The sequence below is a fragment of the Citrobacter amalonaticus genome, from assembly GCF_002918555.1.
Classification (GTDB): domain Bacteria; phylum Pseudomonadota; class Gammaproteobacteria; order Enterobacterales; family Enterobacteriaceae; genus Citrobacter_C; species Citrobacter_C amalonaticus_A.
The window spans coordinates 45,137-60,156 of sequence record NZ_PQMB01000008.1 but is presented as its reverse complement, the minus strand read 5'-3'; the positions used below and the strand labels follow the sequence as shown (position 1 = coordinate 60,156).

15 protein-coding genes are annotated in these 15,020 nt (G+C 54.4%); 4 read left to right on the top strand and 11 right to left on the bottom strand.

From position 1 onward, the window contains the following. Positions 1 to 69: 69 nt before the first annotated feature. Complete coding sequence (locus C3432_RS24995; protein ID WP_103779986.1) at positions 70 to 1,374, top strand: SLC13 family permease; 1,305 nt, start codon at positions 70 to 72, stop codon at positions 1,372 to 1,374. A gap of 112 nt (positions 1,375 to 1,486) precedes the next feature. After that, a complete protein-coding gene (locus tag C3432_RS24990; RefSeq protein WP_103779984.1) occupies positions 1,487 to 2,959 on the top strand; it encodes a DASS family sodium-coupled anion symporter in 1,473 nt (490 codons plus the stop codon). Between the two features lie 41 nt (positions 2,960 to 3,000). On the opposite strand, the gene tpiA is transcribed toward C3432_RS24990, so the two are convergent. Together tpiA and C3432_RS24980 are read right to left on the bottom strand one after the other, a co-directional pair. Further along, positions 3,001 to 3,768: a triose-phosphate isomerase gene (gene tpiA / locus C3432_RS24985; protein WP_103779982.1), complete on the bottom strand. Its 768-nt coding sequence runs from the start codon at positions 3,766 to 3,768 to the stop codon at positions 3,001 to 3,003. 216 nt (positions 3,769 to 3,984) lie between these two features. Beyond that, the gene (locus C3432_RS24980; protein WP_103779980.1) at positions 3,985 to 4,581 is read right to left on the bottom strand and encodes a YiiQ family protein; all 597 of its coding nucleotides are present in this window, start codon (positions 4,579 to 4,581) and stop codon (positions 3,985 to 3,987) included. Between the two features lie 100 nt (positions 4,582 to 4,681). On the opposite strand from C3432_RS24980, the gene C3432_RS24975 reads away from it, so the two are divergent. Next, the gene (locus C3432_RS24975; RefSeq protein ID WP_103779978.1) at positions 4,682 to 5,104 is read left to right on the top strand and encodes a DUF805 domain-containing protein; all 423 of its coding nucleotides are present in this window, start codon (positions 4,682 to 4,684) and stop codon (positions 5,102 to 5,104) included. A 56-nt stretch (positions 5,105 to 5,160) separates the two neighbouring features. Here the strand turns inward: C3432_RS24975 and fpr are convergent, their stop codons facing one another. From fpr to C3432_RS24955, 4 genes are all read right to left on the bottom strand, one after another. Beyond that, positions 5,161 to 5,907 carry a ferredoxin--NADP(+) reductase gene (gene fpr / locus C3432_RS24970; protein ID WP_103779976.1) on the bottom strand — a complete coding sequence of 249 codons (747 nt, stop codon included), beginning with the start codon at positions 5,905 to 5,907 and terminating at the stop codon, positions 5,161 to 5,163. A 96-nt stretch (positions 5,908 to 6,003) separates the two neighbouring features. After that, complete coding sequence (gene glpX, locus C3432_RS24965) at positions 6,004 to 7,014, bottom strand: class II fructose-bisphosphatase (RefSeq protein WP_103779974.1); 1,011 nt, start codon at positions 7,012 to 7,014, stop codon at positions 6,004 to 6,006. Positions 7,015 to 7,160: 146 nt separating this feature from the next. After that, a complete protein-coding gene (gene glpK, locus C3432_RS24960; RefSeq protein WP_103779972.1) occupies positions 7,161 to 8,669 on the bottom strand; it encodes a glycerol kinase GlpK in 1,509 nt (502 codons plus the stop codon). Between the two features lie 22 nt (positions 8,670 to 8,691). After that, positions 8,692 to 9,537 (bottom strand): MIP/aquaporin family protein, encoded by an 846-nt coding sequence (locus tag C3432_RS24955; RefSeq protein WP_103779970.1) that lies wholly within the window; start codon positions 9,535 to 9,537, stop codon positions 8,692 to 8,694. Positions 9,538 to 9,934: 397 nt separating this feature from the next. Here C3432_RS24955 and zapB point away from each other — a divergent pair, with 397 nt between their 5' ends. Beyond that, positions 9,935 to 10,180, top strand: coding sequence for a septal ring assembly protein ZapB (gene zapB, locus C3432_RS24950; RefSeq protein WP_103779968.1), 246 nt, complete (start codon positions 9,935 to 9,937; stop codon positions 10,178 to 10,180). 208 nt (positions 10,181 to 10,388) lie between these two features. On the opposite strand, the gene rraA is transcribed toward zapB, so the two are convergent. The 5 genes from rraA to ftsN all read right to left on the bottom strand — a co-directional run bounded on the left by rraA (position 10,389) and on the right by ftsN (position 15,011). Then, positions 10,389 to 10,874, bottom strand: a complete 486-nt coding sequence (rraA, locus tag C3432_RS24945) for a ribonuclease E activity regulator RraA (protein WP_103779966.1) — start codon at positions 10,872 to 10,874, stop codon at positions 10,389 to 10,391. A gap of 92 nt (positions 10,875 to 10,966) precedes the next feature. Next, the gene (gene menA, locus C3432_RS24940; protein ID WP_103779964.1) at positions 10,967 to 11,896 is read right to left on the bottom strand and encodes a 1,4-dihydroxy-2-naphthoate polyprenyltransferase; all 930 of its coding nucleotides are present in this window, start codon (positions 11,894 to 11,896) and stop codon (positions 10,967 to 10,969) included. A 66-nt stretch (positions 11,897 to 11,962) separates the two neighbouring features. Next, the gene (gene hslU / locus C3432_RS24935; RefSeq protein ID WP_103779962.1) at positions 11,963 to 13,294 is read right to left on the bottom strand and encodes an HslU--HslV peptidase ATPase subunit; all 1,332 of its coding nucleotides are present in this window, start codon (positions 13,292 to 13,294) and stop codon (positions 11,963 to 11,965) included. A 9-nt stretch (positions 13,295 to 13,303) separates the two neighbouring features. Next, positions 13,304 to 13,834: an ATP-dependent protease subunit HslV gene (hslV, locus tag C3432_RS24930; protein ID WP_103779960.1), complete on the bottom strand. Its 531-nt coding sequence runs from the start codon at positions 13,832 to 13,834 to the stop codon at positions 13,304 to 13,306. Positions 13,835 to 14,048: 214 nt separating this feature from the next. Continuing rightward, on the bottom strand, positions 14,049 to 15,011 hold the full coding sequence (gene ftsN / locus C3432_RS24925; protein WP_103779958.1) for a cell division protein FtsN: 963 nt from the start codon (positions 15,009 to 15,011) through the stop codon (positions 14,049 to 14,051). Positions 15,012 to 15,020 lie beyond the last annotated feature (9 nt).

The following is a 15,020-nucleotide window of genomic DNA, read 5'->3' as shown; positions in this document are numbered from 1 at the left end:
GGCTAATCCGGCATTTACTCCGCATGTCTGTCCCCGTATTCTTGTTGAAAAAAACAACAGGAGACAGGCATGTCGCTTTGGCTTTCGCACCCTCTGTTTATCCCTTCGCTGGTGGTTGGCATCACCATTCTCCTCTGGGCGACCTCGCTGTTACCGGAATTCATAACCGCGCTGCTGTTCTTTTCCGTCGCGATGGTGGCGAAAATCGCGCCGCCGGACGTTATCTTTGGCGGCTTTGCGTCTTCGGCATTCTGGCTGGTTTTCAGCGGGTTTGTGCTGGGGGTGGCCATTCGCAAAACGGGGCTGGCGGACAGGGCGGCGCGAGCGTTGTCCTCAAGGTTAACCGACTCCTGGCCGTTAATGGTGGCAAGCGTGGTGCTGCTCAGCTATGCGCTGGCCTTTGTAATGCCGTCTAATATGGGGCGTATTGCTCTGCTGATGCCAATTGTCGCGGCGATGGCAAAACGCGCCGGAATTAACGACGGTACCCGTGCCTGGTATGGCCTGGCGCTGGCCGTTGGATTCGGGACCTTCCAGCTTTCTGCCACTATTCTTCCCGCCAACGTGCCCAACCTGGTCATGAGCGGTGCGGCGGAGGGATCCTATGGCATCCACCTGAATTATCTTCCCTATCTGCTGTTGCACACGCCGGTGCTGGGGTGGTTGAAAGGAGGGTTACTCATTGTTCTTATCTGCTGGCTGTTTCCGGGCAAGCCGCACGCGCCGCGCGAACTGACGCCCCCTGAACCGATGAGTCGTGCGGAAATACGACTGGCCTGGATGCTGGCGGTGGTGCTGGTCATGTGGGTGAGCGAAAGCTGGCACGGCGTTGGTCCTGCGTGGACAGGGCTGGCTGCGGCGGTCATCACGCTGTTGCCGCGCGTGGGGTTCATCAGCGGAGAAGAGTTCTCCACCGGGGTGAATATTCGCACCTGTATCTACGTGGCGGGGATTCTGGGGCTGGCAATTACCGTGACGCAAACCGGTATTGGTAATGCGGTGGGAGAGGCGCTGTTAACCGTAATGCCGTTAGATCCGCAACGGCCCTTTACCAGCTTTTTGGCGCTGAACGGTATTACTACCGCACTAAACTTCATCATGACGGCCAATGGCGTTCCGGCGCTGTATACCACGCTGGCGCAGAGTTTTTCTGATGCCACAGGTTTTCCGCTGCTGTCGGTGATTATGATTCAGGTTATGGGGTATTCCACGCCACTGTTGCCTTATCAGGCTTCGCCGATTGTGGTGGCGATGGCGTTAGGCAAGGTGCCAGCCAGAGCGGGAATGCTGCTGTGCATTGTGCTGGCGCTGGCAACCTGGCTGGTGCTGCTGCCGCTGGATTACGCCTGGTTTAATTTGTTGGGAAAATTATAGTTTCACTACGGTGTTAATTTTTTGTTTTGTGAGATGGTGAGTTGTTTTATATATGCCGATGGAGGTTAATACCGGACGCTGATTTGCGCACTGGAAATTCAAGGACTGATTCATGGACAGATTGACCCCCATCCGATGTTGGCCAGCCATCATCTCGCTCGTGATTACGCTGACTATCTGGTTTGTTATCCCGTGTCCCCCCTCCGTTACCCCGGAGGCGTGGCATCTGCTGGCGCTGTTTATCGGCACGATCGCGGCGATTATCGGTAAAGCCATGCCCATTGGCGCTATCGCAATTGTGGCGATTATGCTGGTAGCCATGACCTGCGTTACCCACCCAGGAAAGCCCTCGGCGGCGCTGAACGATGCGCTGAGCGGTTTTTCTAATCCGCTGATCTGGCTGATTGGCTTATCCATCATGCTGTCGCAAAGTCTGTTGAAAACAGGACTGGGCGCGCGTATTGGCTATGGATTTATCGCGCTGTTCGGTAAAAGAACGCTGGGTATCGCCTGGGCATTAACCCTCGCTGAAACGCTGATTGCGCCGGTGACGCCAAGCAACACCGCGCGCGGCGGCGGCATTATCCATCCGGTGATGCGGGCGATTGCGGAAAGCCTCGGCTCGCAGCCGGGAAATAGCGAGAATGGGTCCACCGGGCGTTATCTCGCGCTGGTGAACTACAACATTAACCCGATCAGTTCGGCGATGTTTATTACCGCAACCGCGCCTAACCCGTTAATTGTCAGCTTTTTGACGAAGGGGACGGATGGGGTGCTGAATATGACCTGGGGCATGTGGGCTATTGCCGCGCTGCTTCCTGCCGTAGTGTCCCTGGTCGCGATGCCCATCGTTATCTGGTGGCTCTACCCACCTGCTATTACGCGCACGCCGAATGCGCCGCAGTTCGCCCGGCAAAAGCTGGATGCGCTTGGCCCGCTCTCGCTGGCAGAAAAAATCACCCTGGCCGTTTTCATTTTGCTGCTGTGCCTGTGGGCGGGTGTTCCTGCGATGCTCATGGGCAGCGGCTGGACCGTTAATCCCACCAGCGCCGCGCTAATTGGTTTATCGATCCTGTTGCTGACCGGCGTATTAAGCTGGGACGATATTCTTAAGTGCCGTGGGGCATGGGACACCATCGTCTGGTTTGCCGCGCTGGTGATGATGGCCGATTTTCTCAGCAAGCTGGGGCTGGTGGGCTGGCTGGCGACCAGCGTCGGAAGCGCAATTGATCATCTTGGCGTTCACTGGAGTATCGCGACGCTGTTGCTGATCCTGCTTTACGTTTACTCACATTACTTTTTTGCCAGCACTACCGCGCATATTACGGCGATGTTTGCTGCATTCTTCGCTGCGGGATTAGCCCTGGGCGCACCGCCGGCACTGCTTGGACTGATGCTCGGTTTCTCTTCTTCGTTGATGATGTCGCTCACGCACTATGGTACGGGCACGGCGCCTATCATTTTTGGATCGGGCTATGTCTCGCTGGCGGAATGGTGGAAAACGGGGCTGGTAATGAGTGTGGTCAACCTGGTCATCTGGGGCGTGACCGGCGCCTTCTGGTGGCACTGGCTGGGATACTGGTAAATCCAGTGTGACGGGAGGAGTATTCCTCCCGTCGCGACAGCTTAAGCCTGTTTAGCGGCTTCTGCTGCTTTCACGATGACTGCGAAGGCGTCGGCTTTCAGAGAAGCACCGCCTACCAGTGCACCGTCGATATCCGGCTGAGCAAACAGTTCAGCGGCGTTGGATGCGTTCACAGAACCGCCGTACTGGATGATAACCTGCTCAGCGATTTTTGCGTCCGCTTTGGCAATGTGATCGCGGATGAATTTGTGAACCGCCTGCGCCTGCGCCGGAGTCGCGGATTTACCCGTACCGATCGCCCATACAGGTTCGTAAGCGATAACGACGCCTTCGAATGCCGCCGCGCCCTGAGTTTTCAGAACCGCGTCGATCTGGCGAGCGCAAACTTCTTCGGTTTTACCCGCTTCGTTTTCCGCTTCGGTTTCACCGATGCACAGAACCGGAGTCAGACCCTGCTCTTTCAGCACCGCGAATTTTTTAGCGATCAGCTCATCGGACTCTTTGTGATAGGTACGACGCTCAGAGTGACCGATAATGATGTACTGTGCGCCAATGTCTTTCAGCATTTCAGCAGAAGTTTCACCCGTGAATGCGCCAGACAGGTTCAGGTCAACATTCTGCGCGCCCAGGATAATGTGGCTACCGGCCGCAGCGTGTTTCGCCAGGTCGATATACATTTCTGGCGGAGCGATAGCTACTGCGCAGCCAGCAACGCCAGCCAGTTCTTTACGCAGGTTAGCAACCAGCTCGTTCACCATGTGGCGGCTGCCGTTTAGTTTCCAGTTACCCATCACTAAAGGATGTCGCATTTTAATTCTCCACGCTTGTTAGCGAATTAGGAAGATGGCCACCCTTCAGGGCAGCATGGTCTGTCAATCAGTATATACCCGTCATACTTCAAGTTACAGGTGCGTTGGCTTTGTTACCCGGCTCGCCCCGGCGGGGCCTCTGCGTTGCCGCCTTCCTGTAACCCGAATGATGGCGGGTATAGCGATTCATCCCCGGAAAGGTTGTGCTTTTATCACTTAATTCAGCCCTTTCAGGTTTTCGGATAGTGTCAGCTTAATCGGTTCAACAGCGAAGGTCAGCCCTTTTTCGCCGTTATCTGCAACAACATAGCGAATTGCGCCTTCCGTTTCGGCGTAATAATGCTTACCTTTGCCCGTAATAAGCAGTTTTTGCAGTTTTTTCTGGCTCTGCTCTTTCGTCAATAACGGCGCGACGGTACGAATGACGGCGGCCATATACTCCAGCGCCCTGGCCTTTGCCGCTTTTTGCTCCGGTCCCTGAATCGGCAGCCAGGTAATTTGCATGCTTTTAATCTTCAACGTGCCGCGCTCCAGCGCCGTTGACGCATACAGATTTTCATTAATTTTACTGGCGGCGCGGGTCAGGTTCGCTTTGTCACGACTGCTGCCGATGGCGCGAAACTCATTGAGCGGGAGATTAGGGTTTTCGGCGTTAAAATCTTCGCGGAACTGGCTGATTGAGAAGTCAAACGTTGGCGCTCCGGCCAGCAGATAAGGCGCTGTTGATGCCGCAGACGGCTTTTCCGCCTTAACCGTTGTGCTCACGGTCATCGCAGAAAATAAGAGTAAAAAAAGGATACATCCTGACTTCATCAATCTCACCTTTCGTTATGACTGCTCACGATTAAAACGATAACTGTCGGGCTTGTCAAAAGGGTAAACTGTTCGTGAAGGTAATATTAAGGGAACTTACATGACCATACAGCAGTGGTTATTCTCATTTAAAGGGCGTATCGGACGCCGTGATTTCTGGATTTGGATCGTTTTGTGGATTGTCGGTATGCTGGTTCTGTTCTCGCTGGCAAGCCAACAGTTGCTGGATATTCAGACGGCGGCATTTTGCCTGGTATGTCTTCTCTGGCCGACCGCCGCGGTGACGGTAAAACGTCTGCATGACCGGGGCCGCTCCGGGCTGTGGGCGTTGCTGATGATTGTGGCGTGGATGCTGTTAGCCGGAAACTGGGCGATTCTGCCGGGAATGTGGCAGTGGGCTGTAGGACGCTTTCTGCCAACGCTGATCCTGGTCATGATGCTTATCGATTTGGGCGCATTTATCGGCACCCAGAGTGAAAATAAGTTCGGTAAAGAAACGCAGGATGTGAAGTATAAGGCGTGAATATCATGCCGGATGGCGAAACTGCCATCCGGCAAAAGATACGCCAGGCAAAATCATCACCAGTAATGTTCTGCCGTCATATGACCCGGTCGACGACGCAAATGTTTGGTCATCTGCCGGGTCTCTTTCAGCAGTTGCTGGGTGTCGCGTACCATCTGCGGGTTCCCGCACAGCATGACATGGCTGGTCTCTTTATCCATCGGCAGCCCAACCGCTTTTTCCAGTTCGCCACTCTCAATCAGCGCCGGTACGCGACCGGTCAGTGAACCGGCGGACGTTTCACGGCTGACCACCGTCTGAATTCGCAGTTTGCCTTCGTAGCGTTTTTCGAGTTCCAGCATCAGCGGCAGATAGCTCAAATCCGCGGCATAGCGGGCAGCGTGAACCAGCACCAGGTTTTTGAAGCGATCTAAATCTTTGCCGAGCTGAAGAATTGACAGATACGGGCCGATGGCTGTCCCCGTAGCCAGCATCCACAGTGTGTCGCAGTCAGGAACTTCATCCAGCACAAAGAAACCAGCAGCTTCGCTGACTACCTGAACCTCGTCGCCGGGCTTTAGCGCCGCCAGACGCGGACTCAGCTTGCCGTCGGGAACGGTAACCAGGTAAAACTCCAGATCGGGATTGTCAGGGGCATTCACATAAGAGTAGGCGCGCTGGACGCGCTCACCTTCGAGCTCAAGGCCGAGCTTGGTGAACTGACCCGCAGTGAAGGGGAGAACGGGAGCGTGAACGGTCAGACTAAACAAGGCATCGGTCCAGTTCTGTACCTTCGTGACTTTGCCTGTTACCCAATCTGCCATGGTTTTCTCCTGTTCTTGTCTGATTTCCTTATCTTCGTTTGTTGGCGGAAAGATTTCCAGCCCTGAAGGACTGGAAAGCTCTCTTGATCAAATCAATTAAAGAATGTGCGTCTGCACGTCCGGGTCTTTGCGATCGAGGTAGTGAATCGACTGAATACGACGGATGGTGCGTGATTTTCCACGAATCAACAGCGTTTCGGTGGTTGCAATGTTGCCTTTCCGGCTAATCCCGTCCAGCAGATCCCCTTTGGTAATGCCGGTGGCGGAGAAGATGACGTTATCGCTACGCGCCATTTCGTCCAGACGCAGCGCTTTACCCGCTTCAATGCCCATTGCTTTACAGCGTGCCAGTTCTTGTTCGCCAATGCGACGATTCTCTTCGCTGTCACCTTTCACATCATGGCGCGCCAGCAGACGTCCCTGCATGTCGCCATCCAGTGCGCGAATAACCGCAGCGGAGACGACGCCTTCCGGCGCTCCGCCAATCCCGTACAGCACATCCACTTCACTGTCCGGCATACAGGTCAGAATAGACGCCGCCACGTCGCCATCCGGAATAGCGAAAACGCGCACGCCCAGTTTCGCCATTTCTGCGATAACGTCATCATGACGTGGTTTTGCCAGAATAGTGACGGTCAGTTCGTCCAGCGGCTTACCGAGCGCCGTAGCGATGTTACGTAAGTTGTCAGCCAGCGGGAGATTGAGATCGACAGAACCTTTAGCGGCAGGACCGACAATCAGCTTTTCCATATACATGTCCGGCGCGTTCAGAAAGCAGCCTTTATCGCCGACGGCCAGCACCGCCAGCGCGTTGGCCTGACCCATCGCCGTCATGCGTGTACCTTCGATGGGATCAACCGCGATATCCACCGCGTCGCCGCGACCGGTGCCAACTTTCTCACCGATGTACAGCATCGGTGCTTCGTCGATCTCGCCTTCACCGATCACGATGGTACCGTCAATATTGACCTGATTAAGCATAATGCGCATAGCGTTCACCGCCGCGCCGTCAGCGGTGTTTTTATCGCCGCGTCCCAACCATTTGTAGCCAGCCAGCGCCGCCGCTTCGGTTACGCGGGAAAATTCGATGGCAAGTTCTCGTCTCATAGCAAACTCGTAGCAGAAAGGAATGGCGCGAAGTGTAGCACAGGGGAGGGGGCAAGATTATTGATGTGTGTGCGGGGTTGTCCCCGCACACGTGTGACAGTAGCCGCAGGCCGGACAAGGCGAAGCCGCCATCCGGCACGTCAGCATTACTCTTCGTGATCTTCCCACGCCAGGGCGCGTTTGACCGCTTTTTTCCAGCCGCTGTAACGGTAGTTACGCTCGGTGGTTTCAATGCCTGGGCGGAATTCGCGCTCAATGACCGCTTTTTCCTGCAGTTCGTCCAGATTCTGCCAGTAGCCAACGGCCAGACCTGCCAGATATGCCGCACCCAGCGCCGTGACTTCGCGTACTTCCGGGCGCTCAACGCGCGCGCCAAGAATGTCAGACTGGAACTGCATCAGGAAGTTGTTGGCGACCGCACCGCCGTCCACGCGCAGGGCGTGCAGACGAATACCGGAGTCGGCCTGCATTGCTTCGAGTACGTCGCGGGTCTGGTAAGCAATGGACTCCAGCGTTGCACGGATAATGTGGTTGGAGTTCACGCCACGGGTCAGACCAAAGATAGCGCCGCGGGCATACGGATCCCAGTATGGCGCACCCAGGCCGGTAAAGGCCGGAACAACGTACACACCGTTGGTGTCTTTCACCTTTGTGGCAAAATATTCGGAATCAAACGCGTCGCTGATGAGCTTCATTTCATCACGCAGCCACTGGATGGACGCCCCTGCCATAAACACCGCCCCTTCCAGCGCGTAATTCACTTCTCCGGTCGGGCCGCAGGCAATCGTCGTCAAAAGTCCGTTTTCTGACTTGACCGCTTTCTCACCGGTGTTCATCAGCATAAAGCAGCCGGTGCCGTAGGTGTTTTTCGCCATCCCTTCCTTCACGCACAGCTGGCCGAACAGTGCAGCCTGCTGGTCACCGGCGATACCGGCGATAGGGATACGCGTACCGCCTTTACCGCCAATGTTTGTCTGGCCATACACTTCAGAAGAACGACGTACTTCCGGCAGCATCGCGCGCGGAATATCGAGCGCGTCCAGCATCTTCTCGTCCCAGTCCAGGGTGTGGATGTTGAACAGCATGGTGCGTGAGGCGTTGGTGTAATCCGTGACGTGTACGCGCCCCTGCGTCATTTTCCAGATAAGCCAGGTATCAACGGTACCAAACAGCAGTTCACCGCGACGGGCGCGCTCGCGGGAGCCTTCTACGTGGTCGAGGATCCACTTCACTTTGGTACCTGAGAAGTACGGGTCGATCACCAGACCGGTGTTATTGCGGACATACTCTTCCATGCCGTCGCGCTTCAGGCGTTCGCAGATGTCAGCAGTACGGCGGCACTGCCAGACAATCGCGTTGTAGATAGGTCTACCGGTTTCACGTTCCCAGACGATAGTGGTTTCACGCTGGTTGGTGATCCCAATTGCTGCAATTTGGTCGGAATTGATGTCCGCTTTCGCCAGCACTTCAACCAGCGTTGAACTTTGTGTCGCCCAGATCTCCATTGGGTCGTGTTCTACCCAGCCTGCTTTCGGGTAGATCTGTTCAAATTCGCGTTGGGAAACGCTAACGATATTCGCATCGTGGTCCATCACGACCGCGCGGGAGCTGGTGGTGCCCTGGTCGAGCGCAACGATATATTTTTTCTCAGTCATAATTGATTGTCCCGTAGTCACATTACAGCGAAGCTTTTTGTTGTGAAGTGGTAGTGGCGTCCTGCTCTTCCACTACGCAAGTATCGCACGGCAAATGGTGGCCGATCAGTTTGCGATAGGCGAATGCGCCCAAAATTGCACCAACGATGGGGCCGAACAGCGGCACCAGGAAGTAAGGAATGTCTTTGCCACCGGTAAAGGCCACATTGCCCCAACCTGCGAGCCAGGCGAAAGCTTTCGGGCCGATGTCACGTGCCGGGTTCATTGCAAATCCGGTCAGCGGACCCATAGACGCACCGATAACGGCAATCAGCAAGCCGATGAGCAGCGGAGCCAGTGGGCCACGCGGAACGCCGTTACCGTCGTCAGTCAGCGCCAGAATAAGCCCCATCAGGATAGCGGTAATTACCATTTCAACCGCGAAGGCCTGCACAAAATTGATATGTGGATTTGGATACGTTGAGAAAGTGCCAGCCAGATCAACACTTTCGACACTGCCACGAACGATGTGATGTGTCTGCTCAAAGTCTGCGAAAAGATTGTAATAAAGCCCGTAAACTAACGCCGCTGCGCAAAACGCACCGGCAAATTGAGAAATAATAAAAGGAACAACTTTACGCTTGTCGAAGCAAGCAAAGAGCCACAATGCAATGGTCACTGCGGGATTAAGGTGAGCACCGGAAACACCTGCGGTCAGGTAGATAGCCATCGCCACCCCCAGGCCCCAGATAATACTAATTTCCCACTGACCAAAAGTAGCACCAGCAACTTTGAGTGCAGCGACGCAACCCACACCGAAGAAAATCAACAACCCGGTACCGAGAAATTCAGCAATGCACTGCCCTTTTAAGGTTGAGGTTTGACTCATAATCGGATCCTAAGAGTTTAATGTTTATTGTATGCAAGGAGGTCAGTGACGTCCGCGATGCCTGTAGGCATACTGTTAATTTATCGTTAACGAGCAAAAACGAGAAATATCGAAATTAAAATGTGTGTAGTCCGTCAACAAAATGAGCGTTATCGCGCCATGTGGCGCGTTTTGTTATACAAAAAAAGTGTGAGCTGAATCATTTTATTAACCAATTTATTAACACTTTCGATTTGTGTGAGTTATGTCACCAGGACAAAGATGAAAAGTATTGCAAACCACAATCTGCGCGGGATGCTGCTGGACAGGGACGGCGCGGCTTCATACAATCGGGCACTATAAAGTATGCGATATTGTGCGCGTTTGCGTGAAGCGTCGCCTTGCAATTCAGGAGAGTATGATCATGTCTTTAGAAGTGTTTGAGAAACTGGAAGCAAAAGTACAGCAGGCGATTGATACCATCACTCTGTTGCAGATGGAAATTGAAGAGCTGAAAGAGAAGAACAACAACCTGTCGCAGGAAGTGCAGTCTGCGCAGCATCAGCGTGAAGAGCTGGAGCGCGAAAACCACACGCTCAAAGAACAGCAGAACGGCTGGCAGGATCGTCTGCAGGCGCTGCTTGGTCGTATGGAAGAAGTCTAATCCTCGTCATCTTTCACGTTATGGTGGCGTTGGCTGCGCATATTCCCCCCAGTCACGTAGTTTACTACGCTCCTGGGGATTCATTTGCTTGCCGCCTTACCCTAACGCGAAATATTTAGAGGATTCAGAGCGCAAATTTCCTGGGGATCGGTAATGCGAAACCCATAAAAAAGGCACCTTACGGTGCCTTTTTGATCGCTCGATTTAATCACTCGATATCAAGCGGGTCTTCGGAGAGGATGATGCCGGTATTGTCGGCGTACAAATGGTCGCCGGAGAAGAACGTCACGCCGCCGAAATTAACGCGGACATCGCTTTCCCCAATCCCTTCACCTGCGGCACCCACCGGAATCGCGGCAATCGCCTGAATGCCGATATCCAGCTCTTCTAAATCATCCACCTGGCGCACCGCGCCGTAGATGACCAGCCCTTCCCATTCATTCTGTACCGCCAGACGCGCCAGTTCGGCGTCAACCAGCGCACGACGGACAGAACCGCCGCCATCAACCAGCAGAATACGGCCACGGCCATTTTGTTCGAGCAGATCGTACAGCAACCCGTTGTCCTCGAAACATTTCACCGTGATGATTTGTCCGCCAAATGACGACCGTCCTCCAAAGTTAGAGAACAGCGGTTCCACGACGTTGACATCTTCTTGATAGATGTCACAAAGCTCGGAAGTATCATATTTCATAGGCTTAACGTTCAGTTGCTGCGAGAATTTTTAGTATATCGCGCTAAGTGTACTGTTGGCAAAATCATCAGTTGTTAATTGATATTTGTCAGTTAAACAGCCGACTGACTTAAGAAAATCCCGAAAACAAACAGAAGGTTAGTCAGTAACGCTGCTTTTACGGTACGTTCCAGCATCGGGCGCATCGCCGTCGGATCCATTTCGCGCATCACATAGCGCGCCTGTTTAATCAATAACGGTGCGGCCAGAATGAACAGCCAGCCCCACAAACTTTGCAGCGAGATAAGATTAAACAGAGCCAGGCAGACCAGCGTGCCCATCAACAGGCAGGCATGATAACGACGCGCGTTCACCGCGCCTAAGCGCACCACCAATGTGTTTTTGCCGTTTTCCCGGTCGCTGTTGATATCGCGCAGGTTATTAATGTTGAGCACGGCGGTGGCCAGCAAGCCGCAGGCGGTTGCCGGGAGGATCAGCGCCGGAATCAGCGTATGCGCCTGCAGATACCAGCTGCCCATCACGCTGAGCCAGCCGAAGAATACCAGCACGGAGATATCGCCCAGGCCGATGTAACCGTAAGGGCGATTACCGACGGTGTAGGTGATGGCGGCGATGATTGACAGGCCCCCAAGCACCAGGAAACCAACAAAGTCCGCCAGCGTATGACACGCAACGGCAACCAGCGCCAGACCGGACAGACAGATGAGCACCACGGTGATAATCAGCGCTCGCTTCATCTCCGATTGAGTGATGACCCCTTTCTGCATCCCGCGCAGCGGCCCGATACGGTCAGGTTTATCGCTGCCTTTGACGGCATCGCCATAATCGTTGGCGAGGTTTGACAGGATCTGCAGCAGTCCTGCGGTAATTAATGCCAGCAGGGCGACGAGGGGATCAAAATATCCCTGCCACCATGCCAGAGCCGTACCGACGATGATCGCCGCGAAGGCGAGCGGTAGGGTCTTGGGTCGTAAACTTTCCAGCCAGGCCTGTGAGCGGCTAATTTGTTGTTGTTCAGTCATATTTAGCGCCAATAAAAATGGGGCTTTTCAGCCCCATCAACAATGATGAAAATGCATTGAACGCGATTATAGGATAAAACGGCTCAGATCTTCATCTGCGACCAACGCATCCAGATGTTTGCTCACATAATCAGCATCAATTGTTATGCTTTGACCATTCAAATCGCTCGCGTCGTAGGAAATATCTTCCATCAGACGTTCCAGTACGGTGTGCAAACGACGGGCGCCGATGTTTTCGGTTGTCTCGTTAACCTGCCACGCCGCTTCAGCAATACGCTTAATGCCCGATTCGGTGAACTCGATATTCACGCCTTCAGTCGCCATCAACGCTTTGTATTGTACGGTGACCGACGCGTTCGGCTCAGTCAGGATGCGCTCGAAGTCACTGGTGGTCAGCGCCTGCAGCTCCACGCGAATCGGCAGACGACCCTGAAGTTCCGGGATCAGATCAGACGGTTTTGCCACCTGGAATGCGCCAGAAGCGATAAACAGGATGTGATCGGTTTTCACCATGCCGTGCTTGGTTGAAACGGTGCAGCCTTCAACCAGCGGCAGCAGGTCACGCTGTACCCCTTCGCGGGAAACATCCGGGCCGGAAGATTCACCGCGCTTACAGATTTTGTCGATCTCATCGATAAACACAATCCCGTGCTGCTCAACCGCGTCGATAGCGTCCTGTTTCAGCTCTTCCGGGTTTACCAGTTTTGCCGCTTCTTCTTCAACCAGCAGCTTCATCGCATCTTTGATTTTCAGCTTACGCGGCTTCTGTTTCTGACCGCCCAGGTTCTGGAACATGGACTGCAGCTGGCTGGTCATCTCTTCCATTCCCGGAGGCGCCATGATTTCAACGCCCATCGGTGCGGCTGCGAGATCAATCTCAATCTCTTTATCGTCCAGCTGTCCTTCACGCAGTTTTTTGCGGAATGCCTGACGCGCAGCAGAAGGTTCAGACTGCTGTTCAGTCTGGCCCCAGTTGTTTTTCGCCGGAGGGATCAGCACGTCGAGGATGCGCTCTTCAGCCATCTCTTCCGCACGGTAGCGATTTTTCTCGATGGACTGGACGCGTATCATTTTGATCGCCGAATCGGTCAGATCGCGGATGATAGAATCCACTTCTTTACCGACATAGCCCACTTCGGTGAATTTGGTTGCTTCAACTTTGATAAACGGCGCGTTGGCCAGCTTCGCCAGACGACGGGCGATCTCGGTTTTACCGACACCGGTGGGGCCGATCATCAGAATGTTTTTCGGCGTAACTTCGTGACGAAGCTCTTCATCAAGTTGCATACGGCGCCAGCGGTTACGTAAGGCGATTGCGACGGAGCGTTTAGCCGCGTCCTGACCGATGATGTGTTTGTTCAGTTCGCTGACTATTTCGCGTGGGGTCATTTCAGACATGGGAGATCCTTACGCCTTAGACGGTAATTCTTCAATGGTATGGAAATGGTTGGTATAGATGCAGATGTCACCTGCGATATCCAACGCTTTTTCAGCAATTTCGCGCGCGCCAAGCTCGGTGTTTTCCAGCAATGCGCGAGCGGCGGCCTGGGCGTACGGCCCGCCGGAGCCGATAGCGATCAGGTCGTTTTCTGGCTGTACGACGTCACCGTTCCCGGTGATGATCAGTGAGGCGGTTTCATCCGCGACTGCCAGCAGCGCTTCGAGTTTGCGCAACATGCGATCGGTACGCCAGTCTTTCGCCAGCTCAACGGCGGCTTTGACCAGATGACCCTGGTGCATTTCCAGTTTACGTTCAAACAGTTCGAACAGCGTGAAGGCGTCCGCAGTACCGCCCGCAAAGCCAGCGATCACTTTGTCGTTGTACAGACGGCGAACTTTTTTCACGTTGCCCTTCATGACGGTATTACCCAGTGTGGCCTGACCATCACCGGCGATGACCACATGACCGTTACGGCGTACGCTTACTATTGTTGTCACGAGCAGACCCCTTGGTTACAAATGCAGAATACAATCCCCGCACGGTTGTTCGGGGCATAATGCAAGTTACACATCATCCTTCAAACGGCCTCTGTGTTAGCTGCGCTCGTGCACCCCAGTCACAGCGTTATCTTTGCTCCTGGGGATTCACTCGCTTGCCGCTTTGATGCATCTTGAATGATTTTGTCTATAGATGGGGAGGATTTTAGGGGTTTCAACCCCCGGAGGCGAGCCGAATACAGTTTGTGTGACCCGCCATCTTCAGACGGTTGAGCGTGCTGTCGGCATTTTCCTTGCCTTTCAGCGGGCCGATGACCACGCGATTCCAGCCATTGTTGGTGGTGATTTTGGAGTCAAAACCTTCGAAAGCCAATTGCGCACGCACGGTTTCCGCCTGCTCGGCACCTTTAAAGGAGCCGCACTGCACCATCCAGCGGCGTTCATCTTTCTTCTCTGCCGTCTGTTTTGGCGCTTCTGGCGTGCGGGTAATCGGCGCGGCCTGCTGCGTTTTGGGCTGGGAGGCGGTGGTGTGCGCAGGCGTCTGTAGCAGATCCTGATAAGGCTGCTGAGCGGTCGGCTTCGGCTGCTGCGTCTGGCGCGGCTGTTGCTGTACCGGTGCCGTTTGTGCAGTTCGCGTCTGCTGCTGTGGTGGTGGAGCAGTGTTCCACTGCTGCTGCTGCTGCTGTTGCTGAACCTGGCGCTGTTGCGCCTGGCGTTGCAGCGTTTGCTGACGCTGCTCAGCCGTCTGCTCGTTCCACGGCACTTCGTTAAGTTGCGTAGGCTGCTGGCGCATGTCTGCCTGCATTTGTGCAAGCAGCTGACGTTGTTCGTTGGTCAGCTGATCCGGATTCATCACCTCACCGCCAGCAGAGGGTTCCGTTGGCGCACGCACGCCCGGCTGGCGACTCTCCAGCTCTTTAATATAGCGCCAGCGCTCTTCCGGTTTTGGCGGGAGTCCGTTTCCAGTGACTTTCTGGCCCTGTAGCGTTTCGGACTCTTCCTTCTTGTGATGCGTAATGAAGTACAGACCACCGATAAAGGCCACAAGGACGGCGGCGGCAATGGCGACCATGGCGGGTGATACCGCAGGCATGTTGCGTTGCTTTTTCCGTGAGGTGCTCTTTTTGCGCCGCGAAGGTGCCGGTTGGCCGCGACGTACATAATCTCGTTGTGCCACTATCGTTTC